Here is a 16,913-nt window from a genome sequence, read left to right on the forward strand (position 1 = left end):
CCCGCGCGGATCACGCGCGGTGCTTCTTGAGCTCGACCCGCGCGACGCTGCGGATGTGCACCTCGTCGGGTCCGTCCGCGATGCCGAGGATGCGACCGGTGGCCCACATCCGGGCGATCGGGAAGTCGTCGGTCACGCCGCCACCACCGTGGCACTGGATGGCCCGGTCGAGCACCGATCGTGCGACGCGTGGGGCGACGACCTTGATCGCGGCGATCTCGGTGGCGGCGCCCTTGACGCCGACCTGGTCGATCAGCCAGGCGGTCTTGAGCACGAGCAGGCGGGCCTGCTCGATCTCCATGCGCGACTCGGCGATCCAGGTGCGGACCACGCCCTGGTCCGAGATCGGACCGCCGAACGCCTCGCGGCCCATGGTCCGCTTCACCATCAGCTCGAGACCGCGCTCGGCCATGCCGATGGCCCGCATGGCGTGGTGGATCCGGCCGGGGCCGAGACGGGCCTGGGCGATGGCGAAGCCAGATCCTTCGGCGCCGAGGAGGTTGCCGATCGGGACCCGGACGTCGTCGAAGGTGATCTCCGCGTGCCCGTGCTGGTCGACGTAGCCGAAGATCGGCAGCGAGCGCACGATCGTGACGCCGGGGGTGTCCACCGGGACCAGGATCATCGACTGCTGGCGGTAGGTCTCGGCCTCCGGGTCGGTCTTGCCCATCAGGATCAGCAGCTGGCAGTTCGGGTCGGCGGCACCGGTGGTCCACCACTTGCGGCCGTTGATCACGTACTCGTCGCCGTCACGGGTGATCGACGTGGCGATGTTGCGCGCGTCGGACGAGGCGACGTCCGGCTCGGTCATCGAGAAGCCGGACCTGATCCGCCCGTCGAGCAACGGCTCGAGCCACTGCTGCTTCTGCGCGTCGGTGCCGAACATGTGCAGCAGCTCCATGTTGCCGGTGTCGGGTGCCGCGCAGTTCAGCGCCTCGGGGGCGATGTACGGCGACCGTCCGGTCAGCTCGGCGACGTACGCGTACTCGAGGTTGCTGAGCCCGGACAGGTCGGGCAAGAAGAGGTTCCACAGCCCGCGCGACCGCGCCTCCTTCTTGAGGTCCTCGACGACCTGGGGCAGCACGTGGGTGCCCTCCGGCCCGGCGTCCGCGCGCTGCTGCGCGTAGACGGCCTCGGCCGGGTACACGGCCTCGTCCATGAACGACTGGAGATCGGCCAGCACCTCGCGGACCCGGGCCGAGGGGCCGAGGTCCATCACGGGCAGGTCGACTGCAGGAGGTGCTTCGGTGGTGGTGCTCATCAGGGTCATCCGTTCGGGTCAGGGGTTCTCAGGTGAGCAGGACGATCTTGCCGAGGGCGGACCTGTTCATCACGGTCTCGAGGGCGGCCACGCCGTCCTCGAGCTGCCAGGTGCCGCCGATGTGCGGGCGGATCATCCCTTCGCCGTGCCAGGCCAGCAGGCGCTGGACGTTGGCGGCGTTGCGGTCGGGGTGGCGTCGGGCCCAGGCTCCCCAGAGGACGCCGAGCAGGTTGCCCTCGTTGAGCAGCAGCCGGTTCATCCCCACGCGGGGGATGTCGCCGGAGGCGTAGCCCACGGTGAGGTGGCGCCCGCCCCACGCCAGCTTGCGTACGGCGGACTCCGCGGCAGCACCACCGACCGGGTCGTAGACCACGTCGACGCCCGCACCGCCGGTGAGCTCGACGATGGCCTCGGTGAGGTCGTTGTCGCGGTAGTTCACCAGGTCGTCGGCGCCGTGCTCGGCGGCCAGCTTGAGCTTCTCGGGCGTCGAGGCCACCGCGATCACCCGAGCCCCCAGGGCGTGGCCGATCTCGACCGCGGTCAGGCCGACCCCACCGGCGGCGCCGAGCACCAGCAGCGTCTCCCCCGCCGCCAGCCCGGCCCGGTCGACGAGCCCGTGGAACGACGTGCCGTAGGCGACGGGCATGGCCGCCGCGTCGACGGCACTGGTCGCGTCGGGGAGGGCGTGCACCTGGTCGGCGCGGACCGCGACCTGCTCGGCGTACCCGCCGATGCCGCAGAACGCGGTGACCCGTTGCCCCACCTCGAGCCCCGGCACCTCCGGGCCGAGTGACCGGATCGTGCCGGCCACCTCCGACCCGGGGACGAACGGGAGCTCCGGCTTGGTCTGGTACTTGCCGGCCACCATCAGCCCGTCGGGGAAGTTGACCCCGGCGGCCTCGACGTCGACGACGACCTCGCCCGAGCCCGCTGTGGGATCGGGCAGCTCGCCGTACTCCAGCACGTCAGGAGCGCCGAGGTGCCGGCAGATCAGTGCACGCATGTGTCGGCCCGGCTCAGTTGTGCGGGTCGGCGGCGGCGTCGGCAGCCTGCGCGGACCGCGAGCGGATCTCGTGGTCGAGCTCCTCGATGGTCCAGCGCTGGCCCTTGTCCACGGTCCACTCGTAGGACCAGCCGGCGAAGCGGCGGATCTCGCCGCCCTTGGCGTACCAGACCGACCCGTTCTCCGGGCAGCCCTCGGTGAGCAGCCAGCCGACCAGCGGCGAGACGTTCCCGGGGTGGTAGACGTCGAACAGGCTCGGGTCGGTCGGCGCGGCGACCATCTCCCCGATCTTCGGCAGGTCCTCGGTCATCCGGGTGCGAGCCACCGGGGTGACCGCGTTGACGCGGACGCCGTACCGACCCAGCTCCTGGGCGAGGATCACGGTCAGGGCCGCGATGCCGGCCTTGGCCGCGCCGTAGTTGGTCTGGCCGACCGCGCCGATGAGCCCGGAGGTGGAGGGCACGTTGACCAGCGAGGCCGACGGCTGGCGCCCGGCCTTGGACTCGTCGCGCCAGTGCGCGGCGAAGATGCGGCTGGGTGCGAAGGTCGCCTTGAGCTGGCCCTCGATGACCGCGTCCCAGTCGTCCTCGCTCATGTTGGCGAACATCTTGTCGCGCAGCACGCCGGCGTTGTTGACCAGTCCGTCGACGCGGCCATAGGTGGCCAGCGCGAGGTCGAGCAGCTCCTGGGCGCCGGCCATGGTGCGCACGTCGGCCGTGCTGCCGACGGCGGTGCCACCGGCTGCGGTGATCTCGTCGACCACGGCGGCCGCGACGGAGCCGTCGCTGCCCCGGCCGTCGGAACCGGCACCGATGTCGTTGACGACCACCTTGGCACCCTCCTCGGCGGCGAACAGGGCGTGGGCGCGGCCGATGCCGCGGCCCGCTCCGGTGATGACGACGACGCGGTCGTTCAGTGCGGACATCTCGAACTCCTTGGTGTGGTGGTTGGTGGCCTAGGCGCCGAAGCGCTCGAGGACGTCGGTGGCCTCGCGGACGATGCGCGAGACCAGCTCGTCGCAGCTGGGCAGGTCGTCGATCATGCCGACCACCTGACCGGTCGCCATGACGCCGGCTTCGGCGTTGCCGTCGATCAGGGCCGTGCGGTAGAGCATCGGAGCATTGGCGGCCATCACGACCTGGCTCCAGGTGAGGTCCTCGTGCTTGCGCATGGCCAGGCCCTCGCCGACCATGTCGCGCCAGCGGGCCCCGGAGATCTTCTGGAACTTGCGGGCGTTGCTCGCCGCGCGCAGCACGCGTGCGGCCGGGCGGGTCTTCTCGATCTGGGCGATCGGGCCGACGCGGAGCACGCGTTGCGGAATGCCGTCGACCTGGGTGGTGAGGACCGTGTCGTTGACCGACTTGGAGAGGTAGACGTCCTTGACCTCCTGCGCGACCGGTGAGTCGGATGTGAGCATGAAGCGGGTGCCCATCGCGATCCCGTCGGCGCCGTAGGCCAGCGCGGAGACCAGGCCCCGGCCGTCGAAGAAGCCACCAGCACCGATCACCACGAGGTCGACCGCGTCGGTCACCTGGGGCAGCAGCAGGCTGGTCGGGACCTGGCCGGTGTGGCCGCCACCCTCGCTGCCCTGCACGATGACCGCGTCGGCGCCCCACGAGGCCACCTTCTCGGCGTGGCGGACGGCGCCGATCGACGGCATCACGACCAGACCGGCGTCCTTGCACTTGGCGATCAGGTCCTGCTTGGGGGCGAGCGCGAACGACGCCACCTTGACCCCCGCGCTGATCATCAGGTCGATCCGCTTGTGCACGTCGGGCTGGTTGGCGCGCACGTTGACGCCGAACGGCTTGTCGGTGGCGGCCTGGATCTCGTCGATCGCGGTCACCAGCTCGTCGTACGACAGCAGTCCGGCGGCGAGGATCCCGAGCCCACCGGCGTTGGCCGTGGCCGCGGTCAGCCTTGCGTCGGAGACGTTGCCCATCCCGGTCTGTACGACGGGGTGGTCGACGCCGAACAGCTCGGTGGCGCGGGTCTTCAGCGCCGGGTGGACCAGGCGGGTGTCCGTCATGCCGGCACCTCCTTGTCGCGCAGGTTGCGCGGGTCGATGACGTCGCGGATCAGGGCGAGCTCGTCGTCAGTGGGCAGCCGGGTCACCGGCACCTCACCGTCGACGACGAGGTCGAACCCGGTGGCGGCGTGCACCTCGTCGACGGTCACTCCCGGGTGGACCGAGACCAGTCGCATCGCGCCGGAGGCGGGGGCGTAGTCGAGCACGGCGAGGTCGGTGACCACCTTGCGGAGATCGTGGTAGCGGCTCGCACCGGTTCCCGCGGCCGCGACCCGGTCGTTGCCCGCGCCGGAGACCATGTCCACGGCCGGGACGAACGTCCGGGTGCTGTGCTTGGCGATCCAGTAGCTGGTCGCGTGGTAGACCGTGTTGCCCGGCGCGCCCCGCACGCCGACCAGCTGGACGGACGGCTTCGCGTGGTCGCCGATGGCAGAGATGTTCACGTTGCCGAAGCGGTCGATCTGCACCGGCACCATCACGATGTGCCGTTTGCCCGTCCAGTTGAGGTCGAAGATGCCGCGGAAGGGCGACCATCCCTCGACGACGCCCTCGGCCGGACCGCCGACCGCCCAGGTGCCCTGCACCAGGTGGGACTCACCGTCGGTCAGGAGCAGGTCGGGCGAGAACGTGTGCCGGGCGAGCCGGACCCCGATCGCCGGAATGGTGCCGAACGCGCTGGCCAGGATCTCGCCGTTGTCACGGTAGATCTCGGCGCAGGCGGCCACGCACACCTCGGCACGGCTGATGTCGCTCATGCGGACAGCTCCTCGTCGTCTCGGGCAGCGATCGCTCGCTGGTAGGTCTCTTCGTCGCCGGAGAGGTAGGTGGCGGAGAACGCCTGCCAGGCCTCGGGCGACTTCGCCGCGGCGGCGTACTCGCGCAGGAAGCCCTCGTCGGTGCCGTAGTCGGGCGCGCACGAGGTGAGGTGCGCGCCGTTCGGGGCCTCGACGACGCCGTCGACGAACAGGCGTCGGAGCGCGATCGTCGCGGCGTGGTGGTCGCGGGTCAGCTCCTCGGTCGGCACGACCTTCTCGCAGGACACGAACGCCTGGTCGGCGGCCATGCAGAAGAGGTCGTCGAAGTAGGGGTCCGGCCCGAGGTACTGCGCGTTGCCGGCAGCGTCGGCGCGGTTCATGTGCACCAGGGCGGCGTCGAGGTGGATCGCCGGCATCGCGATCAGCTCGTCACCACTGCCGTAGGGGTCGGTGATGAGCTGCAGGTCCGGGTTCGTGTCGGTGACCGAGGTGGCCAGGCCGGCACGCGTGGGCAGGAAGGGCAGCCGGATCGAGGCGGCGTACAGGCCCCACTGGAGCATGCCCTCGTCGTACTCGGCGACCTCGATCGAGCCGCTCTGCCGAGCCGCGCGGAAGTGCGGGTCCAGGGGAATCGAGTCGAGGGTCACGAAGCCGAAGACCAGCTTCTTGACCTTGCCGGCCGCGCACAGCAGGCCGACGTCGGGGCCGCCGTACGAGACGACGGTGAGGTCGGTGAGGTCGGAGCGCAGGATCTCGCGGACCAGGGACATCGGCTTGCGGCGCGAGGCCCAACCGCCGATCCCGATCGTCATGCCCGACTCCAACCGCCCGACCACTTCGGGGCCGGTCATCCGTTTGTCAGCCATCATCTGCCTTTCGATGTAGCAAGCGCTTGGTTGAACGGCTACACTAGCCGAATTCCGACGAACGTCAACCTCCGATCCCACTTCCCAGGAGCCCCCGTGGCGGCACGCGAATCCCCCACCATCACCGGCCTCGATCTCGACACCGTCGCGCCCTGGCTGGCCGGTCAGATCGACCTGCGGCTACCCCTCGACGTGAGTCGGCTGGCCGGCGGCCGCTCGAACCTCACCTACCTGCTCACCGACGACACGGGTCGCCGGACGGTGCTGCGCAGGCCTCCCCTGGGCGACCTTCCGGCCACCGCGCACGACGTCCTCCGTGAGGCGCGACTGCTCGAGGCGGTCGCCGGCCGGGTGCCCGTCCCCGCAGTGCTGGCGACCTGCCCCGACCCCGCCGTGACCGGGGCGCCCTTCTTCGTGATGGAGCACCTGGACGGCACGGTGGTGCGCGATCCCGAGGGTGCCCTGTCGCTGGACCCGCAGGTGCGCGCCGCCGTCGGGCCGTCGCTGGTCGATGCGCTCGTGGCCCTCCACGAGGTCGACCCCAACCGCCTGGGCCTCGGCGACCTCGCCAAGCGGAGGGACTACGCCGAGCGCCAGCTCCGTCGCTGGCACCGCAACTGGGAGTCCACCCGCACCCGCGACCTGCCCGACCTCGCGCGGACCCATGCCTGGCTGGTCGAGCACTGCCCGGAGCAGAGCCGGTCGAGCATCGTGCACGGCGACTTCCGGGTGGACAACTGCATCCTGGGCGCGGACGGCGCTGTGCTGGGCCTGCTCGACTGGGAGCTCACCACGGTCGGCGACCCGCTCGCGGACCTCGGTCAGCTCCTCGTCTACTGGGCAGAGCCCGACGACGAATTCACCGCGCTGAACAGTCCCCCGACGCGGGTGCCGGGGTTCGCCAGCCGTGACGAGCTGCGCGACCGGTATCTCGCCGCGAGCGGGGCGGACCCGGCCGAGGTGGCCTACTACGTCGTCTTCAACTGGTGGAAGACCGCCTGCATCGTCGAGGACGTCCACACCCGGATGCTGCGCGGCGCCATGGGCGCCAGCGACCGCACGCCCGAGTCGTTCGGCGTGCAGGCGCAGGGCCTGGCCGCCCGCGCCTGGCAGGAGACCCACGCGCTGGCCTGACTTCCCGGTTGCAGCGATCCCCGGCGCACCGGGGAAACAGTTGCTCCCCACGGCAAATATGCCGTGGTAGGTGCAGGTTTCCGCGGCGCACCGGGGACTCCTGCAGGGGCTAGACGACCACGGCCTCTTCCCGCTCGGCCTCGTCGAGCTCCACGGATGCGGCGGTCTCTCCGTTGAACCGGCGGTGCCTCGGGCTGCGACCCGGGATGGCGGCCAGGAGCTCACGCGTGTAGTCGGTCTCCGGCGCGGCGAAGACCCGCTCGGCCGAGCCGGTCTCGAGGAGCTTGCCGGCGCGCATGACCGCGACCTCGTCGGCGATCAGCCGCACCAGGCGCAGGTCGTGGGAGATGAACAGGTAGGAGATGCCGCGCTCGGCCTGCAGGTCGTTGAGCAGGTTGATCACCTGGGCCTGCGTGGAGACGTCGAGGGCGGCGACCGGCTCGTCACACACGATGAAGGACGGGTCGGTGATCAGTGCCCGCGCGATGGCGACGCGCTGGAGCTGGCCGCCCGACATCTCGTAGGGGAAGCGCTCCATGTGTGCGGTGTCGAGCCCGACCCGGCGCACCATCTCGAGTGCCTTCTTGTGCCGGGTGGCCCGGTTGTCGTCGGTGTGCACGATCAACGGCTCGGCGACCGAGTCCTTGATCAGCATGCGCGGGTCGAGCGACGTGTACGGGTCCTGGAAGATCATCGTGGCGTGCGACCGCATCCGCCGCAGGTCGCCGCGCGACATGGTGGAGATGTCGGTGTCGAGCAGGTTGATCGTGCCGGCGTCGGGCTCGATGAGCCGGAGCACCAGTCGCCCGACCGTGGACTTGCCGGCGCCACTCTCCCCCACCAGGCCCAGGGTCTTGCCCGGAGCGATGTCGAGGTCGACGCCGTCGACGGCCTTCAGCTGGTGCGGGTGCCGGCGCAGCAGCGTGGCGCGACGTCCGTAGACCTTGGTCAGGCCGCGCACGGACAGGGTGGGGTTCGTGGTGGTCATGCGCGCACTCCCGGGAGGTCGAGTTCGGCGGCCCGCGCGCATCGGCTCAGGTGGCCGGGCGCTACGGAGGTCAGCGGAATGGTCTGGCGGCAGGTCTCCTCGACCGCGTGCCGGCAACGGTCCTGGAAACGGCACGTCGCGGGGAACTCGTGCGGTGCCGGCACCAGCCCGGGGATGAAGCCGAGCGGCTCTCCTCGCCGGGACGGCTCGAGCATCGACTGCAGGAGCGCACTGGTGTAGGGGTTCTGCGGGTTGTGGAACAGCTCGTCGGCGGGGGCCTCCTCGACCACCTGGCCGGCGTACATCACCGACACCCGGTCGCACATCTCGGCGACCACGCCGAGGTCGTGGGTGATCAGCAGGACGCCGAGGCCGAGCTCGGCCTGGAGCCTGCGGATCAGCTCGAGCACCTGACGCTGCACGGTCACGTCGAGCGCCGTGGTCGGCTCGTCCGCGATCAGCAGCATCGGGTCGCAGGCGATCGCCATGGCGAGCATCACCCGCTGGCACATGCCGCCGCTGAACTCGTGCGGATACTGCTTGACCCGGTGCTCGGCCTGCGGGATCTCGACCAGCTTGAAGAGCTCGATCGTGTGCTGCATCGCCCGCTTGCGGGACCAGCCGCGGTGCCGGCGCAGGGACTCGGCGACCTGGTCGCCGACGGTGAACGCGGGGTTGAGGCAGCGCCGCGGCTCCTGGAAGATCATCGCCGCCTTGGCGCCACGGACGTCGGCGAGCTTGCGCTCCTCCATGTCCGAGATGCGTTGGCCCATCAGGTCGACGGACCCGCGACTGATCCTCGCGTTCTTGGGCAGGAGACCCATCACCGACAGCGAGGTGAGGGTCTTTCCGGAGCCCGACTCACCGACCAGGCCGACCACCTCGTTGCGGTTCACCGTGAGGTCGACGCTGTCGACGATCGTGACCCAGCCCCTCTCCGTGCTGACCTCGACGGTCAGGTCGGTGGCCTGCATGACCACCTCGCCCACGTGGGGCTCGGCCGTGATCTCGAGGGCAGACATGTTCATTTCCCGTCCGTGGTCTGGCGCCCGAGGGCGTCGCGGAGGCCGTCGCCCAGCAGCGAGAAGGCCAGGATGGTGATCGCGACCATGACGGTCGGCGGGTAGATCAGGTAGGCGCTGGTGGTGAGGTTCGACGAGGCGTCGTTGAGCATCAGCCCCCAGGTGGCCTGCGGCACGCGGGCGCCGAGGCCCAGGAACGACAGGCTGGCCTCGGCCACGATCACGACCGACGCGGAGAACGACGCCTGCACGAGCAGCGGCGGGGCGACCGCGGGCAGGATGTGCCGCCACAGGATCCGCCAGGTGCCGCAGCCGCTGGCGCGGGCGCTCTCGATGTAGAGCTCGTTGCGCGCTCCCTGCGTGGACGCCCGCACGATGCGGTAGAAGCTCGGCACGATCAGGATGGCGATGGCGAACATGGCGTTGCGCAGGCCAGGGCCGAGAATGGCGACCACCACCACCGCCAGGATCAGCGGCGGGAGGGTCATCAGAGCGTCGATGACCCGGCTCAGGACTGCGTCGGTGAACCCGCCGAGGTAGCCGGCCACGATGCCGAGCGGTACGCCGACCGAGAGCGCGATGCCGACCGCCTGGGCCGAGGCGAGCAGGTCGACGCGGGTGGCCACGATCAACCGGCTCAGCACGTCGCGGCCGAGCTCGTCGGTGCCGAGCAGGTGGTCGCCGGAGGGGCCCATCAGCCGCAGGGACAACGTGACCTTGTTCGGGTCGTGGGGTGCCAGCAGGTCACCGAAGACGGCGACGACGACCAGCAGGAAGATGACGACCATGGAGGCGACCGCGGCCTTGTTGCGCATCAGGCGCCGCAGCACCCGGTTGTTCAGCCGGCGACGCCGCTTGGGCGGGGTGGCGCTGAGGTTCGTCGAGTCGGCGAGGGACATGGTCATCGGGTCCTCAGTCTCGGGTTGAAGTAGCCGTAGGAGGCGTCGACGCACAGGTTGACCACGGTCACCAGCACGGCGACGAGGAGCACGAGGCCCTGCAGCGTGATCAGGTCACCGTTGAGCACCGACTCGACGCTGACCGAGCCGAGGCCGGGGATCGCGAAGATCCGCTCGACCACGACGGCTCCGCCGAACATCTGGGTGATCACGAGCCCGAGGACGGTGACCACCGGTACGGCGGCATTCTTGGCGGCGTGCTTGCCGACGATCAGGCGTCGCTGCAGTCCCTTGGCCCTCGCGGTGCGGACGTAGTCCTCCTCGAGTGCGTCGACCAGGGCTCCGCGGACCTGCCTGGTCAGCAAGGCGCCGGGGATGATCGCCAGGGAGAGCGCGGGAAGCGTGGTGAACTGCAGCCACGGACCGATGCCGGTCGACAGGTCCGCGTAGCCCGTGGCCGGGAAGACCGGCGACAGGATGGCCAGGAACAGGACCAGGAGCACGGCGGCGACGAAGGGCGGGATCGCCATCAGCAGGTTGGCGATCGAGTTCATCAGCCAGTCGACGACACCACCCTTGTTGAGGGCGGCGACGGTGCCGAGGACGACACCCATCACCAGGCTGAAGAAGAGCGCCAGCACCACGAGGGACGCGGTGATCGGCAAGCGGTACATCAGGTCGGCGAGCACCGACTGGTGCGTCACCGGGGAGACCCCGAAGTCACCCTGGAGGGCGTTCCAGCCCCACTCGAGGTAGCGGGTCAGGAAGGGCCGGTCGAAGCCGTGCAGCTCGCGGATCTCGGCGAGCCGCTCGGGGGTGGGGTTGTCACCCGCGAGGACTGCCGCCGGGTCGGTGGGCGAGAGCTCCATCAACACGAACACGAGCAGCGTCACGAGGATGATCGTCGGCACCGCCAGCAGAAGGCGCTTTCCGATAAATCGGGTCATAGAACTCACCATCGTTGTCGTCCGGGAGCCGGCGATGCCGACTGTCGGGGTGGTCTTGTGCGCGGCGGCCACGCCGGCATTCGTGAACCTAGGTCAAGCGACGTGCGTCACATCCGGTTTCCCACTGACTGGGAGTACGGATCTGTGTCTGACGGGTCAGATCCAGTCGGAGCCGGAGCCGACCGAGAGCAGGGCGTCCATGGCCTCGGTCGACCAGGTCTCCTCCAGCGGCGCCACTGACGGGCGATTGCGGTTCGACTTGCGGCGCGGGAACAGCTCTTCGGCCGTCGCACGCGCAGCGTGGGCAACCAGCGGCGCGACCTTCTCCAGTGGCACACCGGCCTCGCCGCACAGCGAGATGCTGGCCACCGGGCCCTCCGGCGAACGGATGGCGGCGGCCACGCAGGCGATGTCCGGGAAGCACTCTCCGCGTTCGAAGGCGAGCCCGTGGCGGCTGCGGATCCGGCCGAGCTCCTGGTGCAGGGTGGGCAACCGCGAGATGGTGCGGTTGGTCAGCCTGCCCAGGGAACCCTCCAGCTGCAGGTCGACCTGTTCGGGCGAGAGCCAGGCCAGCATCGCCTTGCCGAGCGCGGTGGAGTGTGCGGGCGCCCGCCCTCCGACCCGCGACGGGATCTGGGCGGCGAAGCGGCCGCCGACCTTGTCGAGGTAGTGGATCTCGCTGTCGGAGAGCACGGCCAGGTGCACGACCATGCCGGTGCGCAGCGCGAGGTCGTGCAAGGTCTCGGCGGTCGCCTCCCGGAGCCGCCCGTGGCCCTCGTCGCCGCCGCCGAACATCAGCTGCCGGTGACCGAGGCAGTAGCCCTCGGTGCCCAGCGCGAGCCAGCCGAGCCGCACGAGATCGACCAGGATCCGGTGCGTGGTCGACCGTGGCAGGTGGGTCGCCGCGGCCACGTCCTCCAGGGTGCGACTGGCGGCACGCGCCGAGAAGCACTCCATGATCAACGTCATCCGGTCGAGCATCGACGGCGGTGTCGACCGCGCCGGAACCTCGGCCTCGGGTACGACGGACAGTGTGGTCATGACGAGGCTCCTTGAGTCGATGCCGATGCGGTTCTTCCTGCGACACGTCCGAACGCCAGCGCGTCGGCGATGTGCATGCCGCTGTCGCGGGCCCAGCTGTACGTCGAGCTGACGCTGCCCGCCGCGTAGAGGCCATCGATGACATCGCCGAACGGGTCGAGCACACGGCAGTGCTCGTCGCGACGAGGGCCGCCATTGGTCCAGGCAAGCATCGGCGCCGAGGTGAACGCGTAGTAGGGCCCGTCGCCGAGCGCCACGAGAGTGTCAGGGTCTCGCCCGAACTGCTCGTCCTCACCGGCCTCGCACGAGGCGTTCCACCGTGCGACTGTGCGGTGCAGGGCCTCGGGATCGACCTCGAGGCTCGCGGCCAGCTCGTCGAGGGTCTCGCCCTTGTGGAGCCAGCCCTTGTCGACCTCGACCGAGTTGTCGGCGCTCCACTCATAGCCCTCGACCAGCACGTTCCACCCGACGGCGAGGACGTCACCGTTCGGCGAGACGGGTCCGGCCAGTCTCGTCGCCTCGTCGAAGATCGCGTGCACCCGTCGTACCGGCGAGTGCTCGTAGGCGCCGTGCCGCAGCGCGTGCCCGTGACCGATGCTCGGCAGCTCGTCGTCGCAGCGCTTGCCGAGCGAGTCGACGAAGATGAAGCCGTTGCTGAAGAAGAAGCGCCCGTAGAACCCGCTCTGGTAGCCGGCGACGGCGAAGCCCTCGATGCTCATCATGTTGTCCATGTGCCACAGGTCCGCGCCGACCTTCTGCGCCATCTTGTGGCCGTCGCCGGTGTTGTACGGCGAGCCCCAGGGCAGGTTCTGCGGCAGTCGCAGGTAGTCGCGCACCATCTCGACGTTGCCCTCGAACCCGCCGGTGGCCAGCACGACGCCGCCCCGGGCACGAACCCGGAGCGTTCCACCGTCGGGAGTCTCGGCCAGCACACCCGTGACCGCCCGGGACTCCGGGTCCTGGACCAGGCGACGCGCGGGCGTCGCGAGTCGTACGTCGATGGCCCGGGTCTCGAGCCCGGCGAACAGGGCGTTGAGGAGACGCGATCGGCCGAGCTGTCCGTCCACGGCGACCATGCCGCCGTAGGAGTCGCTGCCCTCCAGGCCCGGGAACTCCGACGGGATCCCCCGACCCTTGCCGTTGACGGCTTCACCGACCAGCGCGGTCGTGGCGCCCAGCGCGCTCTCGACCCACTCGGTGAGCTGGGCGGTCTCCCTGGCCCAGGTGCTGACCACCGCCGGCGGCAATGGGTAGCCGCCCGACAAGCTGTTGAGGTAGGTCTCGGCCCCTTCCACGTCGTGTGTGCGGAACCAGGCGCCTCCCGAGACGCGGGTGTTGCCGCCCTCGAGCCCTCCCGAGAGCTTCTCGAGGAGGACCACGCTCGCACCGGACTCGTGGGCCTCGATGGCGGCCGCGCATCCCGCAGCACCCATGCCGAGCACGACGACGTCCACCTCGAGGTCCCAGCTGCCTGAGCCCTGGTCCCTTGTCCGTTCACTCATCACATTCGCTCCTGATTCGTGTGCCCGCGATGCGGGGATCGTCAGATCGACTGACCGCCGTCGACGATGAAGTCCTGTCCGGTGCAGTAGCTGCTGGCCTCGCTGGCGAGGAAGGCCACCAGGGCCGCCACCTCCGCCGGTTGCCCGACCCGGGCGATCGGCTGGGTGGCCACCGCTCCCCCGCCGGCGCGCGTCGCCTCGGTGATCATCGGGGTGTCGATCGCGCCGGGGCAGATGCAGTTGACCCGGATGCCCTTCGGCCCCAGCTCCATGGCGGCCGACTTGGTGGCCCCGCGCAACGCCCACTTCGACGCGGCGTACGAGATCGCTCCCGGATAGCCGCCCAGCCCCGCGGTGGAGGCGATGTTCACGATCGATCCGCCACGGGGTTCCATCAAGGGAACGACCCGCTGCATGCCGAGGATCGGCCCGAGCACGTTGACCGCCATCGCGGCCTCGACCTCGCCACGCTCCAGGCCCTCGAGCGCACCGAGGCGGTAGAGGCCGGCGTTGTTGACCAGCACGTCGAGCCGCCCGAACGCCTCGACGGTCGCGGCCAGCGCCGCGTCCCACGACTCCTCGCTGCGTACGTCGAGGGCGACAGCGAGCGTCGGGCCCTCGATGCCGTCGGCCACCGAACGCGTCGCTGCGAGGTCGAGGTCGGCGAGCACCACCGAGGCGCCCAGCTCAGCACACACCCGGGCGTGCTCGACGCCCTGGCCGCCGGCGGCGCCGGTGATGAGCACGACGCGGTCCGTCAGATCGACCAGCGGTTCCACCACGGTCATCCTCCTCGTTCATGAGTGTTCTGGATCACATGTAGCAAGCGCTTGGCAGGTAGACTAGCAAGCGACTCGGCCCGCCGACAGGGCTTTCCCCGAACCGGCGCGGCCGCGGGTTTCACATCAGGCTGTCCTCGACGACGAAGCCGAACTCGTTGCGGCCGTACATCGCCAGCGCCCGCTCCACGTCGTTGGCCACGTGCACGCTGCCGGCATGGGCGTCGCGCCAGGACCGCTCGATCGGGTTGCCCCGCTTCAAGGAGTTGCCGCCCGCGGTCTTGAACAGGATGTCGATGGCCTCGAGCACCCGCTCGGTGCCACGCACCTGGTCGCGACGGGTCCGCAGCCGCAGCTCGTCCGGAAGCTCCTCGCCCTGCACCACATGGTCGTAGAGCTCGGCGATGTTGCGGTCCATCTGCAGGGTCGCGGCGTCGATCTCGGAGGCGGCCCGCGCCACTGCCACGTGCGCGAACTCGTCCTCCGCGTAGCGACCGCCGCCCAGGCTGAGCCGGGTCCGGTTGCGCATCGCGGAGATGTAGGCCGAGTAGCAGCCGCCCACCGCACCGATGATGGGTGCGGTGATGGTCGAGGTGAAGATCGAGGCGAACGGCATGCGATAGAGCGGGCCGGTGTTGACTGCCTGTCCGGGGCCGCGCAGCCGGGCCTGGTCGAAGTTGCGGATCGTGCGGTGGGCGGGCACGAAGACCTTGTCCACGAGGATGTCGTTGCTCGCCGTACCCCGCAGCCCGATCACGTCCCAGACCTCCTCGATCCGGTAGTCCGGTCGCGGCAGCAGCAGGGTGATCACGTCGACCGGCTTGCCGGCGCTGCCGGTCAGCAGGGCGCCGACCAGCACCCACGACGCGTGCCCGCACCCGGAGGAGAAGCTCCAGCGCCCGCTCAGCTCGTAGCCACCGTCGACCTGCCTGAGCCGCCCGACAGGGGCGTACGCCGACGACACCAGCGTGTCCGGGTCCTCGCCCCAGACCTCCTCCTGTGCCCGGGCGTCGAACAGCGCGAGCTGCCAGGGGTGGACGCCGAGCACGGACGTGACCCATCCGGTGGAGCCGCAGGCACCGGAGACGGCCCGGACCACCTCGTAGAAGTCGACCGGGTTGCCCTCCATCCCGCCGAACTTCTCGGGCTGGAGCATCCGGAAGACCCCCGCGGCCTTGAGCTCGGCGATCGTCTCGGGTGGCACAGCACCGTCGGTGTCGGTGGCGGTGGCGCGCTCGGCGATCTTCGCGAGCAGCGGGCGCACCTTCTCCAGAACCTCGTTGGGCATGGTCTCTCCGTTTCTTGCGGCCGTGCGGCGACCCCAGCGATCGTGCGACCCGGCTCACCCCCACATGGCCCGTGTCCCGGACAGTGGGACCCCCGCGCCGAGGGGCACGGCCGCGACCGAGCCTCGGGAGGACACCGACTGACGAAAGAGGGCGCGAGACGATGACTGTTGAAGCTGACGAGGTCCGGGCGATCGAGGCCGCCGAGGTCGAGACGCGGTTCGCGCGTGGCTGGCACTGCCTGGGCCTGGCGCGGGACTTCCGTGACGGGCAGCCGCACTCGATCACCGCATTCGGCACCAAGCTCGTGGTCTTCACCGGCGAGGACGGCACGGTCAACGTGCTCGACGCCTACTGCCGCCACATGGGCGGCGACCTGTCCCAGGGCACCGTCAAGGGCAACGAGATCGCCTGCCCCTTCCACGACTGGCGCTGGGGCGGTGACGGCCGCTGCAAGAACATCCCCTACGCCCGACGCGTCCCGCTGCGGGCCCGCACCGCGGCCTGGCCGACCCTCGAGCAGGACGGCATGCTCTTCGTAAGAACATCCCCTACGCCCGACGCGTCCCGCTGCGGGCCCGCACCGCGGCCTGGCCGACCCTCGAGCAGGACGGCATGCTCTTCGTCTGGAACGACCCCGAGGGCAACCCTCCCATCGAGGAGCAGGCGCCGCCCCGGATCGAGGGAGCACTCGAGGACGGGTGGACCGACTGGGTCTGGTACGAGACGCCCGTGCACACCAACGTGCGCGAGGTGATCGACAACAACGTCGACATGGCGCACTTCTTCTACGTGCACAAGTCGTTCCCGACGTACTTCAAGAACATCTTCGAGGGGCACGTCGCCGCACAGCACATGAACGGCCTGGCCCGCGAGGACGCGCGCGTCCCCACCGCGGACGACTCACCCCAGATGCGGGGGAACACGTCGGTGGCCGCCTACTACGGCCCGTCCTTCATGATCGACGAGCTGACCTACCACTTCGACGACATGGACCTGAAGACCACGCTGATCAACTGCCACTACCCGGTCGACGAGAACTCGTTCGTGCTGCAGTACGGGATCATCGTGCAGGTGCCCGAGGGACTGGACAACGAGGCCGCCCTCACCATCGCGCGGGAGCAGGCCGGGTTCGTCAAGGCCGGTTTCGAGCAGGACGTGGAGATCTGGAAGAACAAGACCCGGATCGACAACCCGCTGCTCTGCGAGGAGGACGGCCCGGTCTACCAGCTGCGCCGTTGGTACCAGCAGTTCTACACCGACGTCGCCGACATCGCCCCCGAGATGGTCGAGCGGTTCGAGTTCGAGATCGACACCACGAAGCCGGTGGAGATGTGGCGTCGGGAGGTCGAGGAGAACCTCGCACTGGAGGGCGCGGGTTCGCCCGGCTGACCGCTCGCC

General features: G+C 70.1%; 17 protein-coding genes. 3 read left to right on the forward strand and 14 right to left on the reverse strand.

Annotation, left to right across the window (positions count from 1 at the left end; translation table 11 throughout):
- Positions 1–10: 10 nt before the first annotated feature.
- From ASD30_RS21730 to ASD30_RS21755, 6 genes are read right to left on the reverse strand one after another with little or no spacing between them, the layout of a single operon-like run.
- Entirely contained in the window at positions 11–1,261 is a 1,251-nt protein-coding gene (locus ASD30_RS21730; protein ID WP_442938264.1) for an acyl-CoA dehydrogenase family protein, read from the reverse strand.
- A 28-nt stretch (positions 1,262–1,289) separates the two neighbouring features.
- Positions 1,290–2,264, reverse strand: coding sequence for an NADPH:quinone oxidoreductase family protein (locus ASD30_RS21735; protein WP_056687080.1), 975 nt, complete (start codon positions 2,262–2,264; stop codon positions 1,290–1,292).
- Between the two features lie 13 nt (positions 2,265–2,277).
- A complete protein-coding gene (locus ASD30_RS21740; protein ID WP_056687083.1) occupies positions 2,278–3,189 on the reverse strand; it encodes an SDR family oxidoreductase in 912 nt (303 codons plus the stop codon).
- Positions 3,190–3,219: 30 nt separating this feature from the next.
- Positions 3,220–4,293, reverse strand: coding sequence for an NAD(P)H-dependent flavin oxidoreductase (locus ASD30_RS21745; RefSeq protein WP_056687085.1), 1,074 nt, complete (start codon positions 4,291–4,293; stop codon positions 3,220–3,222).
- Entirely contained in the window at positions 4,290–5,048 is a 759-nt protein-coding gene (locus ASD30_RS21750) for a CoA-transferase subunit beta (RefSeq protein WP_056687088.1), read from the reverse strand. The genes ASD30_RS21745 and ASD30_RS21750 overlap by 4 nt, the downstream gene beginning before the upstream one ends.
- Complete coding sequence (locus ASD30_RS21755; protein WP_321163483.1) at positions 5,045–5,917, reverse strand: CoA transferase subunit A; 873 nt, start codon at positions 5,915–5,917, stop codon at positions 5,045–5,047. The genes ASD30_RS21750 and ASD30_RS21755 overlap by 4 nt, the downstream gene beginning before the upstream one ends.
- A gap of 93 nt (positions 5,918–6,010) precedes the next feature.
- On the opposite strand from ASD30_RS21755, the gene ASD30_RS21760 reads away from it, so the two are divergent.
- The gene (locus ASD30_RS21760) at positions 6,011–7,048 is read left to right on the forward strand and encodes a phosphotransferase family protein (RefSeq protein ID WP_056687090.1); all 1,038 of its coding nucleotides are present in this window, start codon (positions 6,011–6,013) and stop codon (positions 7,046–7,048) included.
- A 109-nt stretch (positions 7,049–7,157) separates the two neighbouring features.
- Here the strand turns inward: ASD30_RS21760 and ASD30_RS21765 are convergent, their stop codons facing one another.
- The 8 genes from ASD30_RS21765 to hsaA form a co-directional block, all read right to left on the reverse strand.
- Positions 7,158–8,036 carry an ATP-binding cassette domain-containing protein gene (locus ASD30_RS21765; protein WP_056687093.1) on the reverse strand — a complete coding sequence of 293 codons (879 nt, stop codon included), beginning with the start codon at positions 8,034–8,036 and terminating at the stop codon, positions 7,158–7,160.
- A complete protein-coding gene (locus ASD30_RS21770) occupies positions 8,033–9,058 on the reverse strand; it encodes an ABC transporter ATP-binding protein (RefSeq protein WP_056687096.1) in 1,026 nt (341 codons plus the stop codon). The genes ASD30_RS21765 and ASD30_RS21770 overlap by 4 nt, the downstream gene beginning before the upstream one ends.
- A 2-nt stretch (positions 9,059–9,060) precedes the next feature.
- Complete coding sequence (locus ASD30_RS21775; protein WP_156388482.1) at positions 9,061–9,963, reverse strand: ABC transporter permease; 903 nt, start codon at positions 9,961–9,963, stop codon at positions 9,061–9,063.
- Positions 9,960–10,904 (reverse strand): ABC transporter permease, encoded by a 945-nt coding sequence (locus ASD30_RS21780; RefSeq protein WP_156393745.1) that lies wholly within the window; start codon positions 10,902–10,904, stop codon positions 9,960–9,962. The genes ASD30_RS21775 and ASD30_RS21780 overlap by 4 nt, the downstream gene beginning before the upstream one ends.
- Before the next feature lie 156 nt (positions 10,905–11,060).
- Entirely contained in the window at positions 11,061–11,945 is an 885-nt protein-coding gene (locus ASD30_RS21785) for an IclR family transcriptional regulator (RefSeq protein ID WP_056687105.1), read from the reverse strand.
- Positions 11,942–13,447 carry an FAD-dependent oxidoreductase gene (locus ASD30_RS21790; protein WP_056687108.1) on the reverse strand — a complete coding sequence of 502 codons (1,506 nt, stop codon included), beginning with the start codon at positions 13,445–13,447 and terminating at the stop codon, positions 11,942–11,944. The genes ASD30_RS21785 and ASD30_RS21790 overlap by 4 nt, the downstream gene beginning before the upstream one ends.
- Positions 13,448–13,488: 41 nt before the next feature.
- Positions 13,489–14,229 carry an SDR family NAD(P)-dependent oxidoreductase gene (locus tag ASD30_RS21795; protein WP_156388483.1) on the reverse strand — a complete coding sequence of 247 codons (741 nt, stop codon included), beginning with the start codon at positions 14,227–14,229 and terminating at the stop codon, positions 13,489–13,491.
- Between the two features lie 118 nt (positions 14,230–14,347).
- A complete protein-coding gene (hsaA, locus tag ASD30_RS21800; RefSeq protein ID WP_056687116.1) occupies positions 14,348–15,514 on the reverse strand; it encodes a 3-hydroxy-9,10-secoandrosta-1,3,5(10)-triene-9,17-dione monooxygenase oxygenase subunit in 1,167 nt (388 codons plus the stop codon).
- 161 nt (positions 15,515–15,675) lie between these two features.
- On the opposite strand from hsaA, the gene ASD30_RS27870 reads away from it, so the two are divergent.
- A complete protein-coding gene (locus ASD30_RS27870) occupies positions 15,676–16,269 on the forward strand; it encodes a Rieske 2Fe-2S domain-containing protein (protein ID WP_327152750.1) in 594 nt (197 codons plus the stop codon).
- The gene (locus ASD30_RS27875) at positions 16,191–16,904 is read left to right on the forward strand and encodes a hypothetical protein (protein ID WP_327152752.1); all 714 of its coding nucleotides are present in this window, start codon (positions 16,191–16,193) and stop codon (positions 16,902–16,904) included. Before ASD30_RS27870 ends, ASD30_RS27875 begins: the two co-directional genes overlap by 79 nt.
- Positions 16,905–16,913 lie beyond the last annotated feature (9 nt).

This window comes from Nocardioides sp. Root140, assembly GCF_001426745.1.
Taxonomy (GTDB): Bacteria; Actinomycetota; Actinomycetes; order Propionibacteriales; family Nocardioidaceae; genus Nocardioides.

Excerpts from the sequence above, each read along its gene's own strand:
- ASD30_RS21755 (WP_321163483.1), bottom strand. The coding sequence starts at position 5,917 with ATGATGGCTGACAAACGGATGACCGGCCCCGAAGTGGTCGGGCGGTTG.
- hsaA (WP_056687116.1), bottom strand. The coding sequence starts at position 15,514 with ATGCCCAACGAGGTTCTGGAGAAGGTGCGCCCGCTGCTCGCGAAGATC.
- ASD30_RS21770 (WP_056687096.1), bottom strand. The coding sequence starts at position 9,058 with ATGTCTGCCCTCGAGATCACGGCCGAGCCCCACGTGGGCGAGGTGGTC.
- ASD30_RS21735 (WP_056687080.1), bottom strand. The coding sequence starts at position 2,264 with ATGCGTGCACTGATCTGCCGGCACCTCGGCGCTCCTGACGTGCTGGAG.
- ASD30_RS21740 (WP_056687083.1), bottom strand. The coding sequence starts at position 3,189 with ATGTCCGCACTGAACGACCGCGTCGTCGTCATCACCGGAGCGGGCCGC.
- ASD30_RS21790 (WP_056687108.1), bottom strand. The coding sequence starts at position 13,447 with ATGAGTGAACGGACAAGGGACCAGGGCTCAGGCAGCTGGGACCTCGAG.
- ASD30_RS21730 (WP_442938264.1), bottom strand. The coding sequence starts at position 1,261 with ATGAGCACCACCACCGAAGCACCTCCTGCAGTCGACCTGCCCGTGATG.
- ASD30_RS21750 (WP_056687088.1), bottom strand. The coding sequence starts at position 5,048 with ATGAGCGACATCAGCCGTGCCGAGGTGTGCGTGGCCGCCTGCGCCGAG.
- ASD30_RS21785 (WP_056687105.1), bottom strand. The coding sequence starts at position 11,945 with ATGACCACACTGTCCGTCGTACCCGAGGCCGAGGTTCCGGCGCGGTCG.
- ASD30_RS27870 (WP_327152750.1), top strand. The coding sequence starts at position 15,676 with ATGACTGTTGAAGCTGACGAGGTCCGGGCGATCGAGGCCGCCGAGGTC.
- ASD30_RS21765 (WP_056687093.1), bottom strand. The coding sequence starts at position 8,036 with ATGACCACCACGAACCCCACCCTGTCCGTGCGCGGCCTGACCAAGGTC.
- ASD30_RS21745 (WP_056687085.1), bottom strand. The coding sequence starts at position 4,293 with ATGACGGACACCCGCCTGGTCCACCCGGCGCTGAAGACCCGCGCCACC.
- ASD30_RS21775 (WP_156388482.1), bottom strand. The coding sequence starts at position 9,963 with ATGACCATGTCCCTCGCCGACTCGACGAACCTCAGCGCCACCCCGCCC.
- ASD30_RS21780 (WP_156393745.1), bottom strand. The coding sequence starts at position 10,904 with ATGACCCGATTTATCGGAAAGCGCCTTCTGCTGGCGGTGCCGACGATC.